The 23,154-nt window shown below is 70.9% G+C and carries 21 protein-coding genes; 8 read left to right on the top strand and 13 right to left on the bottom strand.

Annotated features, from left to right (window positions below):
- Positions 1-141: 141 nt before the first annotated feature.
- The 5 genes from OG625_RS28435 to OG625_RS28415 all read left to right on the top strand — a co-directional run bounded on the left by OG625_RS28435 (position 142) and on the right by OG625_RS28415 (position 6,163).
- Positions 142-1,467: a DUF2252 domain-containing protein gene (locus OG625_RS28435; protein ID WP_329391036.1), complete on the top strand. Its 1,326-nt coding sequence runs from the start codon at positions 142-144 to the stop codon at positions 1,465-1,467.
- An 80-nt stretch (positions 1,468-1,547) separates the two neighbouring features.
- Positions 1,548-2,237: a hypothetical protein gene (locus OG625_RS28430; RefSeq protein ID WP_329386661.1), complete on the top strand. Its 690-nt coding sequence runs from the start codon at positions 1,548-1,550 to the stop codon at positions 2,235-2,237.
- Between the two features lie 116 nt (positions 2,238-2,353).
- Positions 2,354-3,148 (top strand): DsbA family protein, encoded by a 795-nt coding sequence (locus tag OG625_RS28425; RefSeq protein ID WP_329386659.1) that lies wholly within the window; start codon positions 2,354-2,356, stop codon positions 3,146-3,148.
- A 130-nt stretch (positions 3,149-3,278) separates the two neighbouring features.
- The gene (locus OG625_RS28420; protein WP_329386657.1) at positions 3,279-4,943 is read left to right on the top strand and encodes an alkaline phosphatase D family protein; all 1,665 of its coding nucleotides are present in this window, start codon (positions 3,279-3,281) and stop codon (positions 4,941-4,943) included.
- Between the two features lie 260 nt (positions 4,944-5,203).
- Positions 5,204-6,163, top strand: a complete 960-nt coding sequence (locus OG625_RS28415) for a zinc metalloprotease (RefSeq protein WP_329391033.1) — start codon at positions 5,204-5,206, stop codon at positions 6,161-6,163.
- 77 nt (positions 6,164-6,240) lie between these two features.
- Here OG625_RS28415 and OG625_RS28410 read toward each other — a convergent pair whose 3' ends face one another.
- Positions 6,241-6,819, bottom strand: a complete 579-nt coding sequence (locus OG625_RS28410; protein WP_329386655.1) for a dienelactone hydrolase family protein — start codon at positions 6,817-6,819, stop codon at positions 6,241-6,243.
- A 40-nt stretch (positions 6,820-6,859) separates the two neighbouring features.
- Here OG625_RS28410 and OG625_RS28405 point away from each other — a divergent pair, with 40 nt between their 5' ends.
- Entirely contained in the window at positions 6,860-7,909 is a 1,050-nt protein-coding gene (locus tag OG625_RS28405; RefSeq protein ID WP_329391032.1) for a mechanosensitive ion channel family protein, read from the top strand.
- A 26-nt stretch (positions 7,910-7,935) separates the two neighbouring features.
- On the opposite strand, the gene OG625_RS28400 is transcribed toward OG625_RS28405, so the two are convergent.
- Positions 7,936-8,532 carry a TetR/AcrR family transcriptional regulator gene (locus tag OG625_RS28400; RefSeq protein ID WP_329386653.1) on the bottom strand — a complete coding sequence of 199 codons (597 nt, stop codon included), beginning with the start codon at positions 8,530-8,532 and terminating at the stop codon, positions 7,936-7,938.
- 65 nt (positions 8,533-8,597) lie between these two features.
- Between OG625_RS28400 and OG625_RS28395 the strand changes: the two genes are divergently transcribed.
- Positions 8,598-9,083 (top strand): SRPBCC family protein, encoded by a 486-nt coding sequence (locus OG625_RS28395; protein ID WP_329386651.1) that lies wholly within the window; start codon positions 8,598-8,600, stop codon positions 9,081-9,083.
- A 115-nt stretch (positions 9,084-9,198) separates the two neighbouring features.
- Here OG625_RS28395 and OG625_RS28390 read toward each other — a convergent pair whose 3' ends face one another.
- The 5 genes from OG625_RS28390 to OG625_RS28370 all read right to left on the bottom strand — a co-directional run bounded on the left by OG625_RS28390 (position 9,199) and on the right by OG625_RS28370 (position 14,000).
- On the bottom strand, positions 9,199-10,791 hold the full coding sequence (locus OG625_RS28390) for a Na+/H+ antiporter (RefSeq protein ID WP_329386649.1): 1,593 nt from the start codon (positions 10,789-10,791) through the stop codon (positions 9,199-9,201).
- 248 nt (positions 10,792-11,039) lie between these two features.
- Positions 11,040-11,513 carry a GNAT family N-acetyltransferase gene (locus tag OG625_RS28385; protein WP_329386647.1) on the bottom strand — a complete coding sequence of 158 codons (474 nt, stop codon included), beginning with the start codon at positions 11,511-11,513 and terminating at the stop codon, positions 11,040-11,042.
- Entirely contained in the window at positions 11,510-12,451 is a 942-nt protein-coding gene (locus tag OG625_RS28380; RefSeq protein WP_329386644.1) for an RluA family pseudouridine synthase, read from the bottom strand. Before OG625_RS28380 ends, OG625_RS28385 begins: the two co-directional genes overlap by 4 nt.
- A 17-nt stretch (positions 12,452-12,468) precedes the next feature.
- Complete coding sequence (lspA, locus tag OG625_RS28375; protein ID WP_329386642.1) at positions 12,469-13,029, bottom strand: signal peptidase II; 561 nt, start codon at positions 13,027-13,029, stop codon at positions 12,469-12,471.
- Between the two features lie 227 nt (positions 13,030-13,256).
- On the bottom strand, positions 13,257-14,000 hold the full coding sequence (locus OG625_RS28370; protein WP_329391030.1) for a TraR/DksA family transcriptional regulator: 744 nt from the start codon (positions 13,998-14,000) through the stop codon (positions 13,257-13,259).
- 596 nt (positions 14,001-14,596) lie between these two features.
- Here OG625_RS28370 and ileS point away from each other — a divergent pair.
- On the top strand, positions 14,597-17,743 hold the full coding sequence (ileS, locus tag OG625_RS28365) for an isoleucine--tRNA ligase (protein WP_329386640.1): 3,147 nt from the start codon (positions 14,597-14,599) through the stop codon (positions 17,741-17,743).
- 333 nt (positions 17,744-18,076) lie between these two features.
- Here the strand turns inward: ileS and OG625_RS28360 are convergent, their stop codons facing one another.
- The 6 genes from OG625_RS28360 to ftsZ form a co-directional block, all read right to left on the bottom strand.
- Complete coding sequence (locus tag OG625_RS28360) at positions 18,077-19,288, bottom strand: DivIVA domain-containing protein (RefSeq protein WP_329386638.1); 1,212 nt, start codon at positions 19,286-19,288, stop codon at positions 18,077-18,079.
- Positions 19,289-19,370: 82 nt separating this feature from the next.
- On the bottom strand, positions 19,371-19,667 hold the full coding sequence (locus tag OG625_RS28355; protein ID WP_073774433.1) for a YggT family protein: 297 nt from the start codon (positions 19,665-19,667) through the stop codon (positions 19,371-19,373).
- A 60-nt stretch (positions 19,668-19,727) separates the two neighbouring features.
- Complete coding sequence (locus OG625_RS28350) at positions 19,728-20,345, bottom strand: cell division protein SepF (protein WP_329386636.1); 618 nt, start codon at positions 20,343-20,345, stop codon at positions 19,728-19,730.
- A gap of 149 nt (positions 20,346-20,494) precedes the next feature.
- Complete coding sequence (locus OG625_RS28345; protein ID WP_329386634.1) at positions 20,495-21,214, bottom strand: YggS family pyridoxal phosphate-dependent enzyme; 720 nt, start codon at positions 21,212-21,214, stop codon at positions 20,495-20,497.
- On the bottom strand, positions 21,214-21,945 hold the full coding sequence (gene pgeF / locus OG625_RS28340) for a peptidoglycan editing factor PgeF (protein ID WP_329386632.1): 732 nt from the start codon (positions 21,943-21,945) through the stop codon (positions 21,214-21,216). The genes OG625_RS28345 and pgeF overlap by 1 nt, the downstream gene beginning before the upstream one ends.
- Positions 21,942-23,147 (bottom strand): cell division protein FtsZ, encoded by a 1,206-nt coding sequence (ftsZ, locus tag OG625_RS28335; RefSeq protein ID WP_329386630.1) that lies wholly within the window; start codon positions 23,145-23,147, stop codon positions 21,942-21,944. The genes pgeF and ftsZ overlap by 4 nt, the downstream gene beginning before the upstream one ends.
- Positions 23,148-23,154: the final 7 nt, after the last annotated feature.

Raw genomic sequence — 23,154 nt, 5'->3', positions numbered from 1 at the left:
GGGGAGAGAGGGGCGGCAGCTCTGAATCCTACGTCTCCCGGGTGACAGATCACGGGCACTGACGGGTACGGTCGTGCGTTGCAGAGCCAAGGACCCGTGTCCGAAAAGCGATCCACCCCGCGCCACCAGGAGGCATCCGCCATGGCGGTTCCCGAGACGACAGACGAGCAGCGCGCCGAGGAGATACTCGACGTCTTCGACACCGCCTTCGGTGAGCTGCTCGCCGCCGACCCCGCTGCCTTCCAGGTCAAGTTCCGCAAGATGGCGGCCTCGGCCTTCGCCTTCTACCGGGGCACGGCCTGTCTCTTCTACGCCGACCTGGAGCGGGAGCGGCACGGCGGTCCCTATCTGGACGAGCGGACGGGCCGGGTGTGGATCCACGGCGATCTGCACGCGGAGAACTTCGGCACGTACATGGACGCCAACGGGCGGCTCGTCTTCAACGTGAACGACTTCGACGAGGCGTACGTGGGCCCCTTCACCTGGGACCTCAAGCGCTTCTCCGCCTCCGTCGCCCTGATCGGCTACACCAAGGCGCTCAGCGACGAGCAGATCGGCGAGCTCGTACGGATCTACGCGGGCGCCTACCGGGAGCGCATCCACCAGCTCGCCACGGGTGCCAAGTATGAGGAGGTCCCCTCCTTCACCCTGGACACCGCCGACGGCCCGCTGCTCGCGGCCCTGCGCGACGCCCGCCGGCGGACCCGTTTCGCCCTGCTGGACTCGATGACGGAGATACGGGAGCACGAGCGCCGCTTCACCTCCGGCTGGGGCTCCATCGAGCTGGACGCGGCCACCCGCTACAAGGTCCTGGCCGCTTTCGACGGGTACCTGGAGACCCTCCCCGACGAGTCCCTGGTGCGCCCGGACTCCTACCGGGTCAAGGACGTGGTGGGCCGCCGGGGCATCGGCATAGGCTCGGCCGGCCTGCCCTCCTACAACATCCTGCTGGAGGGGCACAGCGACGCCCTGGAGAACGACGTAGTGATCTACATCAAGCAGGCGCAGACCCCGGCGGTGTCGCGGCACATCACGGACCGGGCGGTGCGGGAGTACTTCCGGCACGAGGGCCACCGCACGGTGATCTCCCAGCGGGCCCTGCAGGCGCACGCCGACCCGTGGCTGGGCTGGACCGAGCTGGACGGTTCGGGGCAGCTGGTGGCGGAGGTCTCCCCGTACGCGGTGGACCTGGACTGGTCGGACCTGGACGACCCGGAGGAGATAGCCGCCGTGGTCGCGGACCTCGGCCGGGCGACGGCGACCATGCACGCGGCGGCCGACGAGGCCGAGAGCGGCCAGTCGCTGGTCCCGTTCTCCACCGAGCGCGCCATCGACGCGGCGATCGCCGCCGACGAGGAGGGCTTCGCGGAGCTGCTGGTCGACTTCGCCCACGCCTACGGGGCCCGGGCGCGCACCGACCACCGGATCTTCGTGGACCTCTTCCGCAACGGCCGCATCACGCCGTAGGGCCGGATCGGGTGCCGCGGCGGTGGCGGGAAGCCGACCTGCGGACCTCCTTCACAGGGTCACGTGGCACACTCGCGACGATGGACATATCAGGGGTGAGACTTCGAGGGCTGCGGGCCGCGCTGTTCAGCGCGCTCGTGGTGCTGCTCTCGGCCGGCTCGCACGTCCTCATGTCCCGGGTTCCGCTGCCGCCCCTGCTGGTGGCCGGGGCCTTCGCCGCCGTGTTCGGACTCGCCTACGCGCTGGCGGGCCGCGAGCGGGGCTTCGGCCCCATCGCCGGGCTGCTCGTGCCCCTGGAGCTGGCCGCCGACACCGTCTTCACCGCCGGGCAGCACGTCTGCTACGGCCCCGCGGGCGGCCCGGTCGCGGGCCCGCTGCGCGCGCTGGGCCTGGAGGAGCTGTGCGGCGGCACCCCCGTCGGCGGGCCGCTGACGGAGATGACCGGGCAGGCCGCCGATCCGGCCGCGCTGCTCGCCTCCCCCGGGCCCTGGGCCCCCTGGCTGCTGCTCGGCGCGCACGTCTCGGTCGGACTGCTGGCCGCCGCGTGGCTGCGCCACGGCGAGCGTGCGCTGGGCCGGGTGCTGCGGGCGGTGGCCGCGTTCGCGTTCCGGCCGCTGCTGCTGGCCGTGGGCGGGGCGGCGACGGCCGCTCGGCCGGCACCCCGGGTGGCGCGGCCGGCGCTCCCGGGCGGGTGGGCCCGTACGCGGTTCCCCGCGCACTCCGTGGGACGGCGGGGACCCCCCGTGCTCGGCGCGCTCGCGCGCGCCTGACGCACGTACTGGGGGCACTCCCCCAGCCTCCGGCCGGGGGGACCCCCACCCAGCGGTAGCTGGGGGACAGTCCCTTCAGCAGTCCCCTTCACACGTCACACCCCACGGAGATCACGATGAGTTCACGCAACAGCCAGGCGAACAAGGCAGCGGCCCGCGAGCGGCTGCGCGCCGAGCGCGAGGCCCAGGCGAAGAAGGACAAGGCCCGCCGCCAGGTGATCGTGGCGAGCGCGGTCGTCGCCGGGCTCGCCCTCGTCGGCGCCATCAGCTACGGGGTCGTTCAGATGAACCAGCCGGGCTACTGGGACAAGGCCGCCAAGGCCGAGCTGGTCAAGCCGAAGAACACCGAGGGCGAGGACGGCACCACGGTCGTCATCGGCAAGCCCGACGCGAAGAAGACCCTGGAGCTCTACGAGGACTCGCGCTGCCCGGCCTGCGCCGGCTTCGAGCAGGCGGTCGGCGGGCAGATCGACAAGGACGTCGAGGCGGGCAAGTACAAGCTCCAGTACTTCGGCGCCACCTTCATCGACAACGCCGTCAAGGGCGAGGGTTCGAAGAACGCGCTGAGCGCGCTGGGCGCGGCTCTGAACGTCAGCCCGGAGGCCTTCCTCGACTTCAAGGCGGCCCTGTACTCCAAGGACCTGCACCCCGAGGAAACCGTCGACAGCTTCGCCAAGGACGACTACCTGCTGAAGGTCGCGGACGCGGTCCCGGAGCTCAAGGGGAACGCCGAGTTCAAGAAGGCCGTCGAGGACGGCACCTACGACCGGTGGGCGCTGGAGATGTCGAAGGCCTTCAACAAGTCCGGGGTGACGGGTACCCCGACGCTGAAGATGGACGGCAAGAAGATCGACACCCCGCAGACCGCGGAGCAGTTCACGGCGGCGATCGACAAGGCCCTGCAGGGCTGATCCCCGGACATTCCCGGAATGCGCTTTCAAGACAGGGCGCACCAACGAGCGGGCGAACTCCCAGAGTTCGCCCGCTCGTTGCATTCCGACATCTCCCCAATTGACGTACCGGTCAGTAATATGACCGCCCGTGACCAGTCATCTCACCCCCGCTCCGACCGCTGCGACTCCCCGTCGCCGTACGGTCGTTCTCGCCGCCGCGGCCACGGCCGCCCTGGCCGCCCCCCTCACCTCGCTGGGCGCCTCGGCCGCCCACGCGGCGGGCGCGGCGCCCGCCTTCCTGCACGGCGTCGCCTCCGGTGACCCGCTGCCCGACGGGGTCCTGCTGTGGACCCGCGTCACCCCGACCCCCGAGGCCGTGCCCGGCTCCGGGCTGGGCCCGGCCACCTCGGTGAACTGGGAGGTGGCCGCGGACAAGGCCTTCTCCCGGGTCGTCGCCAGTGGCACCGTCTCCGCCGGCGCCGCCACCGACCACACGGTCAAGGTGGACGTGCGCGGGCTCCAGCCGCAGACCTCCTACTGGTACCGGTTCACCGCCGGCGCCACCGTCTCCCCCGTCGGACGCACCAAGACCACCCCGGGCCACGACGTCACCACGTCCGGGGTCCGCTTCGGCGTGGTCTCCTGCGCCAACTGGGAGTCCGGCTACTTCTCCGCGTACCGCCACCTGGCCGCCCGCAGCGACCTGGACGCGATCCTGCACCTGGGCGACTACATCTACGAGTACCAGGCGGGGGGTTACCCGGAGGCGAAGTACGGCGTGCGACAGCACGAGCCGAAGCACGAGATCGTCACGCTCGCCGACTACCGCACCCGGCACGGCAACTACAAGACGGACGCCGACCTCCAGGCCCTGCACCACGCGCACCCGGTCGTCGCCATCTGGGACGACCACGAGATGGCCAACGACGCCTGGGCGGGCGGCGCCGAGAACCACACCCCGGGCGCCGAGGGCGAGTGGGCGGCCCGCGCGGCCGCAGCCAAGCAGGCCTACTTCGAGTGGATGCCCGTACGCGCCTCCATCGCGGGCACCGTCTACCGGCGGCTGCGCTTCGGCACCCTCGCCGACCTGCACCTGCTCGACCTGCGCTCGTTCCGCTCGCAGCAGGTCAAGGTCGGCAGCGGATCGGTGGACGACCCGGAGCGCACCCTCACCGGGCGCGCCCAGCTGGACTGGCTCAAGGCGGGCCTCGCCGGCTCGACCGCGACCTGGAAGCTGGTCGGCACCTCGGTGATGATCTCGCCGGTGGCCTTCGCCTCGCTGCCCGCGCACCTGCTGGCGCCCCTCGCCAAGCTCCTGGGCCTGCCCGAGGGCGGCATAGCTGTCAACGTGGACCAGTGGGACGGGTACACGGACGACCGCAAGGAGCTGCTCGGTCACCTGAAGGACCGCAACGTCAAGAACACGGTGTTCCTGACCGGCGACATCCACATGGCCTGGGCGAACGAGGTCCCGGTGAACATGGCCACCTACCCCGGTTCGGGCACCGCGGCGACCGAGTTCGTCGTCACCTCGGTGACCTCGGACAACATCGACGACATCCTGCACGTGCCGGCGGACACCGCCTCGCTGGTCGCGGAGTCGGCCATCAAGGCGGCCAACTGGCACGTGAAATGGCTGGACATGGACTCCCACGGCTACGGCGTGCTGGACGTGACGGCCGAGCGCTCACAGATGGACTACTACGTGGTTTCGGACAAGCGGCGGCAGGACGCGACGTCCGCGTGGGCGCGCTCGTACCGGACGCAGAACGGGACCCAGAAGGTCGAGCGGGTGTGGCAGCCGGTCCGCTGACCCGGCCGACTCCACAGACTTTCCGGACAAATTAACTGACTGACCGTCAATTTTACGCCGCAGAGGGGCGTCTGGTGCAGACCAGGCGCCCCTCTGTCATCAGAAGCAACAAATCTTTTACGTAAGAGGCTTGACCCCTGCATGTCATGAACACATAAGCTTCCCGCCAACGTGAGGAGATCCTTCACGCCAAACCCCCCACGCGAGGAGCACCCGTGCGCGCTGTTGCCCGCATATCCCCCCTTCTTCGCCGCCGCCTGATGGGCACGGCGGTGCTGGCCGGAACCCTGGCGTTCACGCCGCTCGCCGCCCCCACCACGCTGGCCGCCGCCAAGTCCCCCGCCGAGGTGTGCGCCGAGGAGTCCACCGGCGGCGCGGCCAACGCCCGTGTCAGCCGCGAACACGACGGACACGCCGGACACGCCGCCGAGCCCAACGAGGTCACCGAGGCGCAGGCGAAGGCCATGGACGCCGACCTCAAGTCGAAGCTCGACAAGGCCCTCAAGAACCAGCCGCAGCGCAGCCTCAGCGGCGCCGAGGCCGTCGTGAACGTCCCCGTGTACTTCCACGTCGTGCACTCCGGCACCACCGGGAAGCTCTCGACCACGGACATCAACAACCAGCTGTCGGTCCTGAACGCGGCCTACGGCGGCCAGGGCACCGGCAACGTCAACACGAACTTCCAGTTCACCCTGGCGTCCACCGACTACACGGACAACGCCTCCTGGTACAACCTGGCCTCCGGCTCCCAGGCCGAGAAGGACATGAAGAACACCCTGCGCAAGGGCGGTCCGGGCGCGCTCAACTTCTACACCGCCAAGCTCTCCGGCGGCCTGCTGGGCTGGGCGACCTTCCCGACCTCTTACAACTCCGCCCCGAAGATGGACGGCGTGGTCGTGCTGGACAGCTCGCTGCCCGGCGGCTCCTCGGCCAACTACAACGAGGGCGACACCGCGACCCACGAGGTCGGCCACTGGCTGGGGCTCTACCACACCTTCCAGGGCGGCTGTAACGGCAACGGCGACTACGTCTCCGACACCCCGGCCGAGAAGAGCCCGGCGTACGAGTGCCCGACCGGGCGCGACAGCTGCGCCAGCAAGCCCGGCGCGGACCCGATCCGCAACTTCATGGACTACACGTACGACTCCTGCATGTACCAGTTCACCGCCGGCCAGGTGACCCGCATGGCCAGCAACTGGACCGCCTACCGGGCGGGCTGAACCCCAGTCGCGTAAAGGGTGCGGGGCACGGACCGGCGAACCGCCGGACCGTGCCCCGCACCGCTTCCTCCGGGCCCCTACAGGGAATCCAGGAACGCCAGCGCGACCTTCCAGGTCTGCTCGGCGGCCTCGGCGTCGTAGTCGTCCAGCTCCGGGTCGGTGAACAGGTGCCCGGCGCCCGGGTAGCTGTGGACCTCCACGTCGGCCCCTGCCCGCTGCATCCGCAGGTACCAGGCCGTCAGCCAGTCGTGCGGCTCGAAGGGGTCCGGGTCCGCGATGTGCAGCTGCACGGGCAGCTCGTCCACCGACGCACCCTCCTCCAGGTCAGCCGTCCCGTGCAGGAGCAGCAGCCCGCGCGCCTTCTCGTCGGCCATCGCCAGGTGCTGGGCGACCGAGCCGCCGAAGGAGAAGCCCGCGTAGACCAGACCCTGGTCGGAGTGGGGGGCCGAGGCCAGCACCGCGCGCTTGAGCAGCTCGTCACGGCCGATCTCGTCCCGGTGGGCCATGCCCTCTTCGACGGTCTCGAAGGTGCGCCCCTCGAAGAGGTCCGGCACCTGGACCTGGTGCCCGGCCGCACGCAGCCGGTCGGCCGCCGCGTGCACCGCGGGCCGCAGCCCGTACGTCGAGTGGAAAAGCATGATGTTCATGCCTCCCATCGTGCCAGGGCGTCGTCCCGCTACGTTCTTCCCCATGGAGATCGAGAACGTCCTGCGCCCCGTCACGGTCCTCGGCGGCTCTCTGGCGATCACCCTGATCGCGGGCTGGGCAGCCGACCTGCTGCTCCGCCGGGCCGACACCCGGCATCCCGAAACCCCGCTCTGGGGTCTGCTGCGCCGCTGCCGGCTCCCGTTCCAGGTGGTGCTCTGCACCTCGCTGCTCAGAGGCTCGTACCGGCAGGCCGGGACCCTCCCCGACCACTCCTTCGCCGTCGGCCGGATCCTCACCCTGATCCTGATCGCCTCGGTGGCCTGGCTGGCGGTCCGCATCGCGACGGCCGCCGTCGACTCCGTGTACGCGCGCTACGCCGCGGCGGCCGCGGCCGAGGACGAGGCCCGGGTCCGCCGGGTCCGCACCCAGGTCACGCTGATCCACCGGGTGGTCACCGCGGTGGTGATCGTGGTCGCCCTCGCCGCGATGCTGCTGACCTTCCCCCCGATGCGCGCGTTCGGCGCCTCGATGCTGGCCTCGGCGGGCGTCCTCGGCATCGTGGCCGGCATCGCCGCCCAAGCGGCGCTGGGCAACCTCTTCGCCGGCCTCCAGATCGCCTTCGGCGACACCGTCCGCATCGGCGACACGGTGGTGGTCGACAAGGAGTGGGGCAAGGTCGAGGAGATCACCCTGACCTTCCTCACCGTCCGCACCTGGGACGAGCGCCGCATCACCATGCCGGTCTCGTACTTCACGAGCAAGCCGTACGAGAACTGGTCCCGCGGCGGCGCGGAGATGACCGGGACGGTCTTCCTCCACCTGGACCACAGCGCGCCGGTGCCGCTGCTGCGGGACCACCTGGAGCAGCTCCTCCCGGACATCCCGGAGTGGGACGGCCGCGCCTGGGCCCTGGTGGTGACCGACACCACCCCGTACTCCATCCAGGTCCGGGCCACGGCCACCGCGAAGGACGCCGACGACGTGTGGACGCTGCGCTGCGCGATCCGCGAGCGCCTCCTCTCCTGGCTGGCCGCCCACCACCCGTCCGCCCTCCCCCGCGTGGCGGCCACCGAGGCGGTGCCCCGCCCGGGCCCCTGATCAGGGCTCCTGATCAGGGCTCCTGATCAGGGCTCCTGCACGATGCCGAGCAGCGCGGCGGCGGACTCCTCCGCCAGCTCTTCGGCATACGGCGGCATCGTGTCGCCGGCGCGCAGGTGCCGGCGGACCACGGTCAGCGGCAGCTCGACCACGGCCAGGACGACCCGGTCCCGGTCCAGGGCCCCGGCCGCACCGAGGGCCGTGGCGAGCTCGCCGAGGGAGGCGAAGACGCGGCGGTTGCCCGCGTCCGCCCGCTCCCGGTGCTCCTCGGACCAGCCGGACCGGCCGAACTCCTCGGCCCCGTAGAGGAGGAGCGAGGCCTCCTCCGGATGCGCGCGGCTCCAGGACACCACGTGCCGGGCGGCCGCGCGGGCGGCCCGACGCGGGTCGGGGTCGCTCCGGAGCGCGTCGAAGTAGCCCTCCTGGAACCGCTCGACGGTCCGCAGCCACACCTCGGCGAGCAGAGCCGGCCGTCCGGAGAAGCGGTGGTACACGGATCCGCTGGGCGCACCGATCGCCTGGGCCACGGCCGACATGCTCACGCCGCCCGGTCCGGCGGTGGCGGCGAGCCGGACGGCGGCATCAAGGATCTGGTCGTTGTCGAAGCGGGCTGGTCTGACCATGAATCAGAGAGTACCCTCCAATTAATTAGAGACAGATCTCTAATACCCACGGGGAGGAAGAGACCATGGCCGTCTTCAACGTGCACGAACGCCTGCTGGCCGCGAAGGCGAGCGAGGTGGGAGCGCTCATCGACACACTCGCCGCCGGACCGGCGGACCGGCTCTGGCCGGGCACGGCCTGGCCGGAGATGAGGCTCGACCGCGGCCTGACGGTCGGCGCGGCCGGCGGCCACGGACCGGTCGGCTACACGATCACCGCGTACGTGCCCGGCACCTGGATCCGCTTCACCTTCACCAGGCCGCGCGGCTTCCACGGCTTCCACGAGTTCGCCGTACTGCCGGTCGACGAGGGCCGCACCGTCCTGCGCCACACCCTCGCGATGCGCGCCACCGGCCCGGCCCTCCTGACCTGGCCCCTGGCCTACCGACCGCTGCACGACGCCCTCCTCGAGGACAGCCTGGACCGCGCGGAGCTCGCCTGCACCGGCACCCTCGCCCACCGCGCCCGCTGGACCCCGTACGTCCGCCTCCTGCACGCCCTCCGCCGCTAGGCCGTCCCTTCCGGATCTTGCTCCCCCAGCCACCGCTGGGTGGGGGTCCCCCCGGCCGGAGGCTGGGGGAGTGCCCCCAGACCCGCGCCGCCCGGCAAGATCCGAAAGAGACGACCTAGGAACTGCGCAGACTCCGCACGTCCAAGTGCCGCAGCACCCGGTCGACGATCTCCGGATCGGCACCGGGTTCGCTGCGCGCGGAGAGCACCTCGTGGCGGGCGGCGGACATCATCTCGCGCTGGATCCGCTGGATGTCACGGAGCCGCTCGACCCGCTTCGCGTACGCCTCCCGCCGCTCCTCGTCGACCATGTCGGGGCTGATCCTGGCCCCCACGTCGTACGCGCGCCGGTGCAGCTGCTCGACCAGGTCCTCGGGCAGCTCCTCGACCTCCTGGATCTCCTTCAGCCGCCGCTTCGCGGCCTTGGCCGCGCGGATCGCCAGCTGCCGCTCGGTCGCGCGCTCCGCGTCCGCGTCGGCCTCCACGCCCAGCCTCCGCACCAGCCACGGCAGGGTCAGCCCCTGGCACACCAGGGTCGTCATGATCACCGCGAACGCGATGAAAACGATCTCGTCCCGCGCCGGAAAGGGCTCACCGGCATCGGTCTTGAACGGAATCGCCAGCGCCAGGGCCACCGAGGCGACCCCGCGCATCCCCGCCCACCACATCACCACGCTCTCCCGCCAGCTCATCGGGATCTCCTCGTCCAGGTCGCGCCGCGAGTGCAGTCGCTTGGCGAGCCAGCCGGCCGGCAGCAGCCACACCAGCCGCACGCCGACCACCACCGCGACGATGGCCGCCGCCCACCCGGCCATCTCCCACGGGCGGCCCGTCGCCGCGACGAAGACGTTGTGCAGCTCCAGCCCGATCAGCCCGAACGCCACCCCGGTGACCAGCATGTCGACGACTTCCCAGAAGGTGTGCCCGGCCAGCCGGCCCAGCACGTCGTCGGCGTCGGTCGCGTACTCGGCGAGGAACAGGGCCGTCGTCAGCACGGCCAGCACCCCCGAGCCGTGGAGTTCCTCGGCGACCACGTACGAGACGAACGGCACGAGCAGCGTCAGCCCGATCTGCAGGGTGGCGTCGCCGAGCCGCCCCATGAGCCGGTTGGCGGCCCACCCCAGCGCGAGCCCCACGGCCACGGCCACCACCGCGGACAACACGAACTCCCCGAACGCCTCCGACCAGGAAAAACTCCCACTCACGGCAGCCGCAACGGCCACGTGATACAGCACGATGGCCGTCACGTCATTGAAGAGCCCCTCCCCCTCCAGGATCGACACCATCCGCCGGGGCAGCCCGAGCGATCCGGCCACGGCGGTGGCGGCGACGGGGTCGGGCGGGGCCACGAGCGCGCCGAGCGCGATGGCGGCGGCGATCGGCAGCCCGGGCACGATGGCGTGCGCGACGAACCCCACGGCGGCGGTGGTCACGAACACCAGCGCCACGGCCAGCAGGAAAATGGGCCGCACATTGGCGGCGAACTGCCGCCAGGAGGTGCGCTGCACGGAGGCGTACAGCAACGGCGGCAGCACCAGCGGCAGGATGTACTCGGGCGGGATGTCGACGTTCGGCACGGCCGGCACCAGCGCGAGGACGGCTCCGCCGATGGTCATCAGAACGGGCGCGGGCAGCCCGAGCCGGTCCCCGAACGGCACGCTGACGACGGCCCCGAGCAGCAGCACGAACAGCAGAGCAAGCTGATCCACGCCCCCACCTTCGCAGGCGGCGTGCCGGCGGCTGCCCTGCGGCAGACGTGTCGCCCCCGGCAAGCGAGCTCGCCCCAGACCCGCGGTACGGGGCGGAGCCCCGGATCTTTGAGCAGCACTGAACAGACGGCATCAACCGCATCCGGCCTCGCCGGCGTTCGAGGCGTGGGGGTCCCCCCGGACGGAGTCTGGGGGAGGGTCCGGGGCGGAGCCCCGGCAGCGGAGCCGCACCCGTACATTCGGCAGGGCTACCGCAGGCCCCGCCGCATCGACCGGTGCGGGATGCCCGCGTCCTGGAACTCCGGCCCGTACGCCACGTACCCCAGCCGCTCGTAGAAACCGAGCGCATGCGTCTGCGCGCCCAGATCCACCGCGGTCAGCCCCAGCCACACGGCCTCCGCCTCGACCGCCCGGACCAGCGCCACGCCCACGCCCAGCCCCCGCGCGACCTTCCGCACCGCCAGCCGCCCCAGCGAGCCGACGTCCTCGGCCCCGGTCTTGGCCAGCGCCGCAGGCCCGTACAGCAGCCGGCCGGTGCCCAGCGGGGCCCCGTCCGCGCCCACGGCCAGCACGTGCACCGCGTCCGCGTCGTACGCGTCGTACTCGATCGACTCCGGTACGGACTGCTCGACCACGAACACCTCGGTCCGCACCTCGAAGCACGCCGACAGGTCGGCCTCCCCCGAGGCCACCCGGACCGAGAAGCCGACCGCGGCGGTCACTCGCTCTCCGCCCGGATCACGTCCAGCGCGTGCTGCAGGTCCGCCGGGTACGTGCTCTCGAACTCCACCCACTGCCCGTCCGACGGGTGCTCGAAGCCGAGCCGCACCGCGTGCAGCCACTGCCGGGTCAGACCCAGCCGCTTCGCCACCGTCGGGTCCGCGCCGTACGTCAGGTCGCCGACGCACGGGTGCCGGTGCGCGGACATGTGCACGCGGATCTGGTGCGTGCGTCCGGTCTCCAGCTTGATGTCGAGCAGCGAGGCCGCGCGGAACGCCTCGATCAGGTCGTAGTGCGTGACGGACTCCTTGCCGTCCTGGATCACGGCCCACTTGTAGTCCGCGCTGGGGTGCCGCCCGATCGGCGCGTCGATCGTGCCGCTCATCGGGTCCGGGTGGCCCTGCACCAGCGCGTGGTAACGCTTGTCCACGACCCGCTCGCGGAACTGGTTCTTCAGCGAGGTGTACGCACGCTCCGACTTGGCGACGGCCATCAGGCCGGACGTGCCGACGTCGAGGCGGTGCACGATGCCCTGGCGCTCGGACGCGCCGGAGGTCGAGATCCGGTAGCCGGCCGCGGCGAGGCCGCCGATGACGGTGGTGCCGGTCCAGCCGGGGCTCGGGTGGGCGGCGACGCCCACCGGCTTCATGATGACGACGATGTCGTCGTCGTCATGGACGATCTCCATGCCCGGGACCGGCTCGGCCACGACCTCGACCGGCCGCGGCGGCGCGGGCATCTCGACTTCGAGCCAGGCGCCACCGTGCACGCGCTCGGACTTCCCGACGACGCTGCCGTCGACCGCCACCTTCCCCGCGGCCGCGAGTTCGGCCGCCTTCGTCCGGGAAAACCCGAACATACGGGCAATGGCGGCGTCGACGCGCTCGCCTTCAAGGCCATCGGGAACGGGCAGGGTGCGGATCTCGGGATTGGTACTCACCCGTCGAGTATGCCTTGTCAGTCCTTGTGGACGGTGCCGTCCGGGTCCAGGCCCTTGAAGGACAGCAGCACGATCAGGATGCCGCCGCACACGATCGCCGAGTCGGCGAGGTTGAAGACGGCGAAGTGGGCCGGGGCGATGAAGTCGACGACGGCACCGCGGAAGACACCCGGCGAACGGAAGATCCGGTCGGTCAGGTTGCCCAGCGCACCGCCCAGCAGCAGGCCGAGCGCGATCGCCCACGGCAGGCTGTACAGCTTGCGCGCCAGCCGCACGATCACCACGATCACGGTGGCCGCGATGCAGGTGAAGATGATCGTGAAGGCCTCGCCGAAGCCGAAGGCGGCTCCCGCGTTGCGGACCGCCTCGAACCTCAGCAGGTCGCCGATGACCTCGATCGGCGGCTGGTGCTCCAGCTTCGCCACCACGACCATCTTGCTTCCGAGATCCAGCAGGTAGGCGAGGAACGCCACGATGAGCAGCGCCGCGATCCGCCGTCGCCCCTTGGGCTGTGCGGACTCCGGCTGGGCATCGTCCCCGACCTCCGGCGTACCGATGATGCTCTCCGCCTCTGCCACGTGAGTCCCTCGAACCTGCTCGAACCGGCTTGCTGACCAGACACGAGGGTACGTCAGGGTGACGCCGGGCCACCTGCCCGCCGCCCACCCTCTTTCCCGCCGGCGGATCCGACCCGACCCAACCCGAACCGACCCGTCCCAACCCGAACGGACCCGGCCCAACCCGGACCGACCACCCGGCCCAACCCGGACCGATCCGGACCGATCCGGAGGCCGGCCGGCCCGCCTTAGTGCCGGCGCTCCTGCTTCTGCTTGCAGTCCACACACAGCGTGGCCCGCGGGAAGGCCTGCATCCGCGCCTTGCCGATGGCCTTCCCGCAGTTCTCGCAGAGCCCGTACGTGCCCGTGTCCATGCGCTCCAGGGCCCGCTCGGTCTGCTCCAGCATCGAGGTGGCATTGGCCGCGAGGGCCAGCTCGGACTCCCGGGTGATGTTCTTGGTGCCCGTGTCGGCCTGGTCGTCGCCCGCGCCGTCGCCCGAGTCCCGCATCAGGCCGGAGATGGCCACCTCCGAGGCGTCGAGTTCCGCGCGCAGCCGGAGCACCTCCGTCATCAGCTCGCTGCGGGCCTCCGCGACCTCCTCCGGGGTCCAGGGGTCCTCCCCGGGCCGTACGGCGAGCTCGCCCGGTTCGGTGACCGCCGTGGCCCGCGCCTTGGGCAGTCCGCTCGTGGCGGCCGCGGCCGTCTTCCTGGCCGTGCCGGTGCTCTTCTTGGCAACCACTTTCCGGACTCCCGTCTTCTTCGCGGCCTGCGCCGCCCCCTCGGCTCCGGCCTTCTTGGCCGGAGCCTTCCGCGTCCCGACGGCCGTCGCCTTCTTCGCGGCCGCCGACCCGTCGGCGGCCGCCTTCTTGACCGCAGCCTTCTTGGCAGGCGCCTTCACGGCCGCGGTCTTCTTCGTCGCGGCCTTCTCGGTCGGCACCTCCCCGGCGGCAGCCGTCCTCGTAGTACTCCCGGCGGTCTTCTTCGCCACCATGGCCGCGGCCCCTTCACATACTGTGATCATTGCTCGCGAATCGTGCCGGAACGATAAATCGACTCCAGTCCCGCGGCAACGGGGCACGCTTCCTTCGAGGCCAACCTGCATCCGTTGTGCCCAGCAGGGGCCCCGGTAATCCGCCCCACCCGCCCCACCTGGATCCCTACCGGCGCGTCAGCCCGTTCGGGTCATCCACCACCCCACCGGCGGCCGTGTACGGGGCGCCGCGCGAGCGCCCGTACGAACCCCCGCGCGGCGCCCCGTAAACCGGTCTGCCGACGGCCGCCCCGGCCCGTACACTGGGCCCAGCGAAAGGCATGGATGGGGACGAGTAGCGTCGGACGCAGCCAGGAGCGACCCGGGGACGGTGAGAGCCCGGGGGCGAGCGCGATGCGAAGGATCACCCCGGAGCCGCCGGAAGAAAGCCCTCAGGGCCTGTAGAACCGGCTTCGCACCCCAATGAGGGGGCCCACCGGCGCGTCCGGGGGCCAAGGAGGGTGGTACCGCGGGAGCAAGCACGTCCCTGGAATCAGGGGGTGCCTCTCGTCCCTCCGGACGGAAGTGACACACCGCCGGAGGAAGAGTTCAGCCTCATGACCACACCGCCGCAGTACCGCCCGGTACCCGCCCAGGTCGACCTGTCCGCGCTTGAGCACGGGGTCCTCGACTTCTGGCGCGAGAGCAAGATCTTCGCCAAGACCCTGGAGCAGTCCGAGGGCCGCCCCGAGTGGGTCTTCTACGAGGGCCCGCCCACCGCGAACGGCATGCCCGGCGCCCACCACATCGAGGCCCGCGTCTTCAAGGACGTCTTCCCTCGCTTCCGCACCATGCGCGGCTACCACGTGGCCCGCAAGGCCGGCTGGGACTGTCACGGCCTGCCCGTCGAGCTCGCCGTCGAGAAGGAGCTGGGCTTCAACGGCAAGCAGGACATCGAGGCGTACGGCATCGCCGAGTTCAACGCCAAGTGCCGCGAGTCCGTGACCCGCCACACCGACGCGTTCACCGAGCTCACGAACCGGATGGGCTACTGGGTCGACCTGGACGACGCCTACCGGACGATGGACCCCGAGTACATCGAGTCCGTGTGGTGGTCGCTGAAGGAGATCTTCAACAAGGGCCTGCTGACCCAGGACCACCGCGTCGCCCCCTGGTGCCCCCGCTGCGGCACCGGCCTCTCGGACCACGAGCTGGCGCAGGGCTACGAGACGGTCGTCGACCCCTCGGTCTTCGTCCGCTTCCCGCTGACCAGCGGCCCCCTGGCCGGCGAGGCGGCCCTCCTCGTCTGGACAACCACCCCCTGGACCCTGGTCTCCAACACCGCGGTGGCAGCCCACCCCGAGGTCACGTACGTCGTCGCCACTGACGGCAACGAGAAGCTCGTCGTCGCCCAGCCGCTGCTGGAGAAGGCCCTCGGCGAGGGCTGGGAGGCCACCGGCGAGACGTACACCGGCAAGGAGATGGAGCGCTGGACGTACGAGCGCCCGTTCTCCCTGGTCGAGTTCCCCGAGCCCGCCCACTACGTCGTGAACGCCGAGTACGTCACGACCGAGGACGGCACGGGTCTGGTCCACCAGTCCCCCGCCTTCGGCGCCGACGACCTCGCGGTCTGCCGCGCGTACGGCCTGCCCGTCGTGAACCCGGTCCGCCCCGACGGCACCTTCGAGGAGGAGGTCCCGCTGGTCGGCGGCGTCTTCTTCAAGAAGGCCGACGAGAAGCTGACCGCCGACCTCGACGCGCGCGGCCTGCTCTTCAAGCACATCGCGTACGAGCACAGCTACCCGCACTGCTGGCGCTGCCACACGGCGCTGCTCTACTACGCGCAGCCGTCCTGGTACATCCGCACCACCGCCGTCAAGGACGCGATGCTGCGGGAGAACGAGAAGACCAACTGGTTCCCGGACTCGGTCAAGCAGGGCCGCTTCGGCGACTGGCTGAACAACAACATCGACTGGGCGCTGTCCCGCAACCGCTACTGGGGCACCCCGCTCCCGATCTGGCGCTGCGAGGAGAACCACCTCACCTGCGTCGGCTCCCGCGCGGAGCTGAGCGAGCTGACGGGCACGGACCTCTCCGCCCTGGACCCGCACCGCCCGTACATCGACGACGTCACGTTCCCCTGCACGCACGAGGGCTGCTCCCTGACCTCGGTCCGCGTGCCGGAGGTCATCGACGCCTGGTACGACTCGGGTTCGATGCCGTTCGCGCAGTGGGGCTACCCGTACAAGAACAAGGAGATCTTCGAGAAGCGCTATCCGGCGCAGTTCATCTCGGAGGCGATCGACCAGACCCGCGGGTGGTTCTACACCCTGATGGCGGTCGGCACCCTGGTCTTCGACAAGTCGTCCTACGAGAACGTGGTCTGCCTCGGCCACATCCTCGCCGAGGACGGCCGCAAGATGTCCAAGCACCTGGGCAACATCCTCCAGCCGATCCCGCTGATGGACCAGCACGGCGCGGACGCGGTGCGCTGGTTCATGGCGGCCGGAGGCTCCCCCTGGGCAGCCCGCCGGGTGGGCCACGGCACGATCCAGGAGGTCGTCCGCAAGACGCTCCTCACGTACTGGAACACGGTCGCCTTCCAGGCCCTGTACGCCCGTACGTCGAACTGGGCGCCCTCCGCGGCCGACCCGGCGCCGGCGGACCGCACGGTCCTCGACCGCTGGCTGCTCTCGGAGCTGAACACCCTCGTCGCCGAGGTCACGGACGCCATGGAGGCGTACGACACCCAGCGCGCCGGCAAGCTCCTCTCCGCCTTCGTGGACGACCTCTCCAACTGGTACGTCCGCCGCTCGCGCCGCCGCTTCTGGCAGGGCGACGCGGCCGCGCTGCGCACGCTGCACGACGTGGTCGAGACGGTCACGCGCCTGCTGGCCCCGCTCACTCCCTTCATCACGGAGCGGGTCTGGCAGGACATGATCGCCCCGGTCACCGCGGACGCCCCGGAGTCGGTGCACCTGTCCACCTGGCCGGAGGCGGACACCTCCCAGGTGGACCGGACCCTGTCCCAGCAGATGCTGCTGGTGCGGCGCCTGGTGGAGCTGGGCCGCGCGACGCGCGCGGAGTCCGGGGTCAAAACCCGCCAGCCCCTCTCGCGGGCACTGGTCGGCGCGGTGGGCTTCGACGCGCTCTCCCCCGAGCTCCAGTCCCAGATCACGGAGGAGCTGAACGTCTCCTCGCTGGCCTCCCTCTCCGAGGTGGGCGGCTCCCTCGTCGACACCACGGCGAAGGCGAACTTCCGCGCGCTGGGCAAGCGCTTCGGCAAGGGCGTCCAGGACGTGGCGAAGGCGGTCTCCGCCGCCGACGCGGCCGCGCTCTCCCTGTCCCTGCGCTCGGGCTCCGCGGTGGTCACGGTCAACGGTGAGGAGGTCACCCTCACCCCCGAGGAGGTCATCATCACGGAGACCCCGCGCGAGGGCTGGTCTGTGGCGTCCGACTCGGGCGCGACGGTCGCCCTGGACCTGGAGATCACCCCGGAGCTGCGGCTGGCGGGCCTGGCCCGTGACGCGATCCGCCTGATCCAGGAGGCCCGGAAGAACTCCGGCCTCGACGTGGCCGACCGCATCGCCCTCCGCTGGTCCTCCTCGGACCCGGAGGTCGTGACGGCCCTGACGGACCACGCGGCGCTCATCGCGGACGAGGTCCTGTCCACGGACTTCTCCTCGGCGGACGCGGACGCCACCTACGGCGACCCGTTCACGGACGAGCCCCTGTCCCTGACCTTCCGCCTCCGCAAGGCATAACGGCTCCGCCGCCGAGCGGCCCGTGCCTCCCCCGCCGGGGTGGGTGCGGGCCGCTTTGCTTAGAGCCCTTACGGCGCTCCGCGCCCGCTCCTCAATCGCCGGCGGGGCTGGATTGCCCGGAGGGCAGTTCCAGCCCCTCCGGCGTTTGAGGAGCGGGGGTCCCCCCGGACGGAGTCTGGGGGAGGGTCCGGGGCGGAGCCCCGATCTTTGAGCCTCACCGGCGGACGGCAGCGGCGCCGCGCCCGGGTACGGGAACGGGCCGGGCCCGGTGCCCCCGAAGGGGAACCGGGCCCGGCCCGTAAAGGCGACTGCCGTCAGACGCGGCGGCGGCGCTTAGTTGTCGTCCTCGTCGATCAGGAAGCCCCGCATCGGCGACGGCGCCTGCATCGGCTGCGGAGCCGCCGGCCGGACCGGAGCCATCGGCTGGGTCATCGCCGGGGACATCTGCTGCTGGCCGCCGTACGAGGGGCCACCCATCGGGGAGGGGCCGCCCATGGGGGACGGGCCGCCCATCGACGGGCCGCCCATGGAGTGACCCATGGCACCGGCCGGAGCCATCGACGGGGACGGCGACGGCGGCAGCGCGGGACCGGCCGGGTTGCGCGGCGGGGCCAGCGAGTCGTCGGCCTGGGTCTCCAGCTGGCGCAGCTGCGACTCCAGGTAGGACTTCAGACGCGTACGGTACTCACGCTCGAAGCCCCGCAGGTCCTCGACCTTGCGCTCCAGCGTGGCGCGGGCGGACTCCAGCGAGCCCATCGCGACGCGGTGCTTCTCCTGCGCGTCCCGCTCCAGCGCGTCGGCCTTGGCGCGGGCGTCCCGCTCCAGGCCCTCGGCGCGGCTGCGCGCCTCGCCGACGATCTTGTTGGCCTCGGAACGGGCCTCCGCGATCGCCTGGTCTGCGGTCTGCTGCGCCAGCGACAGGACGCGGGCGGCGCTGTCGCCACCGGGGCCCTGCTGCGGGAGCTGCTGCGGCTGCTGGTGCTGCTGGTGCATCTGCTGGCCCATGGGCTGCATCTGCTGGCCCATCTGCTGCATCTGCTGGCCCATGGGCTGCATCTGCTGGCCGAGCGGGTTCTGGCCGCCCATGGACTGCTGGCCCATGCCCTGCTGGCCCATGCCCTGCTGACCCATGCCCTGCGGCCCACCCATGGGGTGCTGCTGCATGGGGCCGCCCATCGGGCCCGGACCCTGGGGTCCGTGTCCGCCGGGGCCGGCCGGGAGCTGCGGCGGGCCGCCCGGCAGCTGCGGCGGTCCCATCTGGGGCTGCTGCTGCGGCGGGCCGGATATGGCCGCGGGCACGGGGGCGCCGGGGCCACGCTGGTCCTGGGGTTCCGGCTTGCGCATGCCCTGCTGCTGCTGGTTCTGCGCGGCGGCACGCGTGGCGGCAGCCAGCTTGGCGCGCAGGTCCTCGTTCTCGCGCAGCAGGCGCGTCAGCTCGGACTCGACCTCGTCGAGGAAGGCATCGACCTCGTCCTCGTCATAGCCTTCTCGGAGGCGGACGGTCGTGAACTGCTTGTTCCGCACGTCCTCGGGAGTCAGCGGCATGTCTTCTTCACCTCTACGTAGTCGTCGGCAGTCGGCAAGACCGTATCGGGACTGTCCCCGCGCGCGCGGAGAAGTTCATCGTTCACACGCTTCTCGCAGCGGTGCTCACGAAACTGATGAGGATGTAAACGATGATCATCAGAACGAAGAAGGACAGGTCGAGTGCCACGCCCCCGAGACGCAACGGCGGAATGAACCGCCGAAGAAGCTTGAGCGGTGGATCGGTAAGAGTGTAGGTGGCCTCCAGAACGACCACCATCGCCTTGCCGGGTGTCCATGAACGTGCGAACTGGAACACGTAGTCCATGACCAGTCGGAAGATCAGCACGATGAGGAAGCACATCAGCGCGATGTAGACCACCTGTAGTGCGACGCCCATCCCGCGCTTCCCTCTCCCCGTTTCCCGCTCTGTTCCCGGTCCCGTATCTGACGGATCGGTCTAGCTTTGGTTGAAGAACCCGCCCTCCGCGATGCGAGCCTTGTCCTCCGCCGTGACATCGACGTTAGCAGGCGACAGCAGGAACACCTTCTGTGTCACGCGTTCAATACTGCCGTGCAGCCCGAAGACGAGTCCGGCGGCGAAGTCCACGAGACGCTTCGCATCCGTGTCGTCCATCTCCGTGAGGTTCATGATCACCGGAGTGCCCTCACGGAAGTGTTCCCCGATGGTACGGGCCTCGTTGTAGGTCCGGGGGTGCAGCGTCGTGATGCGGTACGGCTCCCTCTCGGAGACGACCTTGGGCATGATCACGGGTGCGTTCTTCTCCAGGTTCGAGCGGTCAGGTGTGATGGATGCCACGGGGGCAATACGCGCAGGACGTCCGTTTTCAACCGGAATTGGGATGGGTTCGCGCTGCGCCGGAGGGTGTACCACTCGTACCGGTTCGTCCGATACGGGCGCTTGGTGCACGGGCTGCTGTCTGCGATCCCGGTCCCGGGCGCGCTCAGGTTCCGGCTCGGGCTCGAACTCGTCGTCGGGGTCGTACCCCGGGTTGTCGTACCGGTCGTCCTCCACGAGGCCGAGGTAGACCGCCATCTTGCGCATCGCGCCGGCCATTCTCCGAGTCCTCCGCTCTGTGGTGGATCGCCCTGTCGCAGGTGCCGCTGTGTCACGAATGTCACCAACTGCCCGCGATCCACGTGGTCTGCCCGCTTATATACGGGAATGACCATATTTTCTGCTGTGGTCCGACTTTCTTCGCGACGTTACCCGAGCCGGGGTCTCGCGCCGAGTACCGCAGTGCCGACGCGTACATGTGTCGCACCGGCCGCAACGGCCTGTTCCAGGTCTGCGCTCATCCCGGCCGACACCATCGTGGCAGCAGGATGGTCCGCGCGCAGGCGGGATGACAATTCCATCAACCGCTCGAAAGCGGCCTGTTCGCGTCCCGCGTACTCGCCCGACAACGGAGCGACGGTCATCAGCCCGTCGATCCGCAGTCCCGGCGCCTTCGCGACGAGCTCCGCCAACTCGGCCAGTTGCTCCGGCGCCGCGCCGCCGCGGGCGGCGCGCTCCCCCGACTCCGCGTCGAGGGCGATCTGCACGAGACAGCCGAGCTCGCGGCCCGCACCCTCCGCGGCCGCCGAGAGCGCGGTCACGAGCCTGGGCCGGTCGACCGACTGCACCACATGCGCGTATCCGGCCACGGAACGGACTTTGTTCGTCTGCAACTGTCCGACGAAGTGCCAGTTGAGCGGCAGATCCGCGCAGGCCCCGGCCTTGGGGGCGGCGTCCTGGTCACGATTCTCCGCAACATGACGGATGCCCAGCTCCGCCAGCAGTCGTACGTCGCTCGCGGGGTAGGTCTTGGTGACCACGATGAGGGTCACCTCGTCCCGCTCGCGTCCCGCCGCCGCGCAGGCGGACGAGATACGTTCATCCACCCGCTTCAGGTTCTCGGCGAGTTCCGACTTGCGATCCGTCATCAGTCCAACCAGACATATCCGGCGAGCCGCCCGGTCACCCGGTCACGGCGGTACGAGAAGTGGTCCCGCGACTCCAGTGTGCAGACCGGGGATCGGCGTACGTCCACCACCCCCGCCTCCGCGAGCTGCGCGTGCACCCCGGCGACCACGTCCACGGCCGGTGTCCCCCAGCTGGTCTCCGCCCGGGCGGCCGGCACCACTTCGGCGACCGCGTCCCGCATCTCGGCGGGCACTTCGTAGCAGCGTCCGCAGATCGCCGGTCCGGTACGGGCGACGATCCGGCCGGGCTCGGCGCCGAGGGAGACCATCGCCTCCAGGGCGGCGGGCACCACTCCGGCGACCAGTCCGGGCCGCCCGGCGTGGGCGGCGCCCGCGATCCCGGCGACGGGGTCGGCGAGCAGGACGGGCGTGCAGTCCGCGGTGAGCACGGCGAGGGCCAGTCCCCGACGGGCGGTCACCACCGCGTCCACGGCGGGGACGGCCGAGTCGGCGCCCCAGGGTCCGGGGACCACTGCCACGTCCCGGCCGTGCACCTGGTTCATCCAGACCACGTGGTCCGGCGCCAGGCCCAGGGACTCCGCGGCGCGGGCCCGGTTCGCCAGAACGGCGGCCGGGTCGTCTCCGACCGCGCCGCCGAGGTTGAGCTCTTCGTACGGAACGGCGCTCACTCCGCCCCACCTGTCGGTGAAGGCGAAGTGGGCGCCGCCCACGTGGTGCTGCTCCGGTGTCACTTCAAGAAGTCCGGGACGTCCAGTTCCTCGGCCGGGCTGTCCTGGTACGGACGGGCCGTCGGGACCTGCGGCGCGGGGGCGTGGGCCTCGATCGGGGCCGCCTCGACCGGCGCCGGGGGCTCCTCGCGCGGAGTGACCGAACCGAGTCCGCCGAAGGCCGGACGGACCGGCTCGGCCGCACGGACGGGAGCCGGGGCCGGCTCCTCGCGCTTCGTGGACGCCGCGCCGATGACGTTGTCCCGGCGGGCCGGGGGCTGTCCGCCGTCGAACCCGGCGGCGATGACGGTGACCCGTACCTCGTCGCCGAGCGCGTCGTCGATGACGGCGCCGAAGATGATGTTCGCCTCGGGGTGCGCGGCCTCGCTCACCAGCTGCGCGGCCTCGTTGATCTCGAAGAGACCGAGGTCCGAGCCACCGGAGATGGAGAGCAGCACGCCACGGGCGCCGTCGATGGACGCCTCCAGCAGCGGCGAGGAGATCGCCATCTCCGCGGCGGCCACCGCGCGGTCGTCGCCGCGGGCCGAGCCGATGCCCATCAGGGCCGAGCCGGCCTCGGACATCACGGACTTGACGTCGGCGAAGTCGAGGTTGATCAGACCCGGGGTGGTGATGAGATCGGTGATGCCCTGGACGCCGGACAGCAGGACCTGGTCGGCCGACTTGAAGGCGTCCAGCACGCTGACCTGGCGGTCCGAGATGGACAGCAGGCGGTCGTTGGGGATGACGATGAGGGTGTCGACCTGCTCGCGGAGCTGGGCGATGCCGTCCTCGGCCTGGTTCGCGCGGCGCCGGCCCTCGAAGGTGAACGGCCGGGTGACCACACCGATCGTCAGGGCGCCCAGCGAGCGCGCGATGTTGGCGACGACGGGTGCGCCGCCCGTTCCGGTGCCGCCGCCCTCACCGGCGGTGACGAAGACCATGTCGGCCCCCTTGAGGACCTCCTCGATCTCCTCGCGGTGGTCCTCTGCCGCCTTGCGGCCGACATCCGGGTTGGCGCCGGCGCCAAGACCCCGGGTGAGTTCACGGCCGACGTCGAGCTTGACGTCGGCGTCGCTCATCAACAGCGCCTGGGCGTCCGTGTTGATGGCGATGAACTCGACGCCCTTGAGACCGACCTCGATCATTCGGTTGATGGCATTGACACCACCGCCGCCGACACCGATGACCTTGATGACTGCGAGGTAGTTCTGCGGTGCTGCCACGTCGAAG

It is taken from the genome of Streptomyces sp. NBC_01351, assembly GCF_036237315.1.
GTDB lineage: Bacteria > Actinomycetota > Actinomycetes > Streptomycetales > Streptomycetaceae > Streptomyces.
This window is presented reverse-complemented; position numbering and strand designations above follow the sequence as displayed.

Bases quoted from the DNA above. Each gene is read 5' to 3' on its own strand.
- OG625_RS28435 (WP_329391036.1), top strand. From the start codon at position 142: ATGGCGGTTCCCGAGACGACAGACGAGCAGCGCGCCGAGGAGATACTC.
- OG625_RS28410 (WP_329386655.1), bottom strand. From the start codon at position 6,819: ATGGGAGGCATGAACATCATGCTTTTCCACTCGACGTACGGGCTGCGG.
- OG625_RS28415 (WP_329391033.1), top strand. From the start codon at position 5,204: ATGGGCACGGCGGTGCTGGCCGGAACCCTGGCGTTCACGCCGCTCGCC.
- OG625_RS28345 (WP_329386634.1), bottom strand. From the start codon at position 21,214: ATGACGGATCGCAAGTCGGAACTCGCCGAGAACCTGAAGCGGGTGGAT.
- ileS (WP_329386640.1), top strand. From the start codon at position 14,597: ATGACCACACCGCCGCAGTACCGCCCGGTACCCGCCCAGGTCGACCTG.
- OG625_RS28430 (WP_329386661.1), top strand. From the start codon at position 1,548: ATGGACATATCAGGGGTGAGACTTCGAGGGCTGCGGGCCGCGCTGTTC.
- OG625_RS28350 (WP_329386636.1), bottom strand. From the start codon at position 20,345: ATGGCCGGCGCGATGCGCAAGATGGCGGTCTACCTCGGCCTCGTGGAG.
- OG625_RS28370 (WP_329391030.1), bottom strand. From the start codon at position 14,000: ATGGTGGCGAAGAAGACCGCCGGGAGTACTACGAGGACGGCTGCCGCC.
- OG625_RS28425 (WP_329386659.1), top strand. From the start codon at position 2,354: ATGAGTTCACGCAACAGCCAGGCGAACAAGGCAGCGGCCCGCGAGCGG.
- OG625_RS28360 (WP_329386638.1), bottom strand. From the start codon at position 19,288: ATGCCGCTGACTCCCGAGGACGTGCGGAACAAGCAGTTCACGACCGTC.
- OG625_RS28400 (WP_329386653.1), bottom strand. From the start codon at position 8,532: ATGGTCAGACCAGCCCGCTTCGACAACGACCAGATCCTTGATGCCGCC.
- OG625_RS28395 (WP_329386651.1), top strand. From the start codon at position 8,598: ATGGCCGTCTTCAACGTGCACGAACGCCTGCTGGCCGCGAAGGCGAGC.
- OG625_RS28355 (WP_073774433.1), bottom strand. From the start codon at position 19,667: ATGGGCGTCGCACTACAGGTGGTCTACATCGCGCTGATGTGCTTCCTC.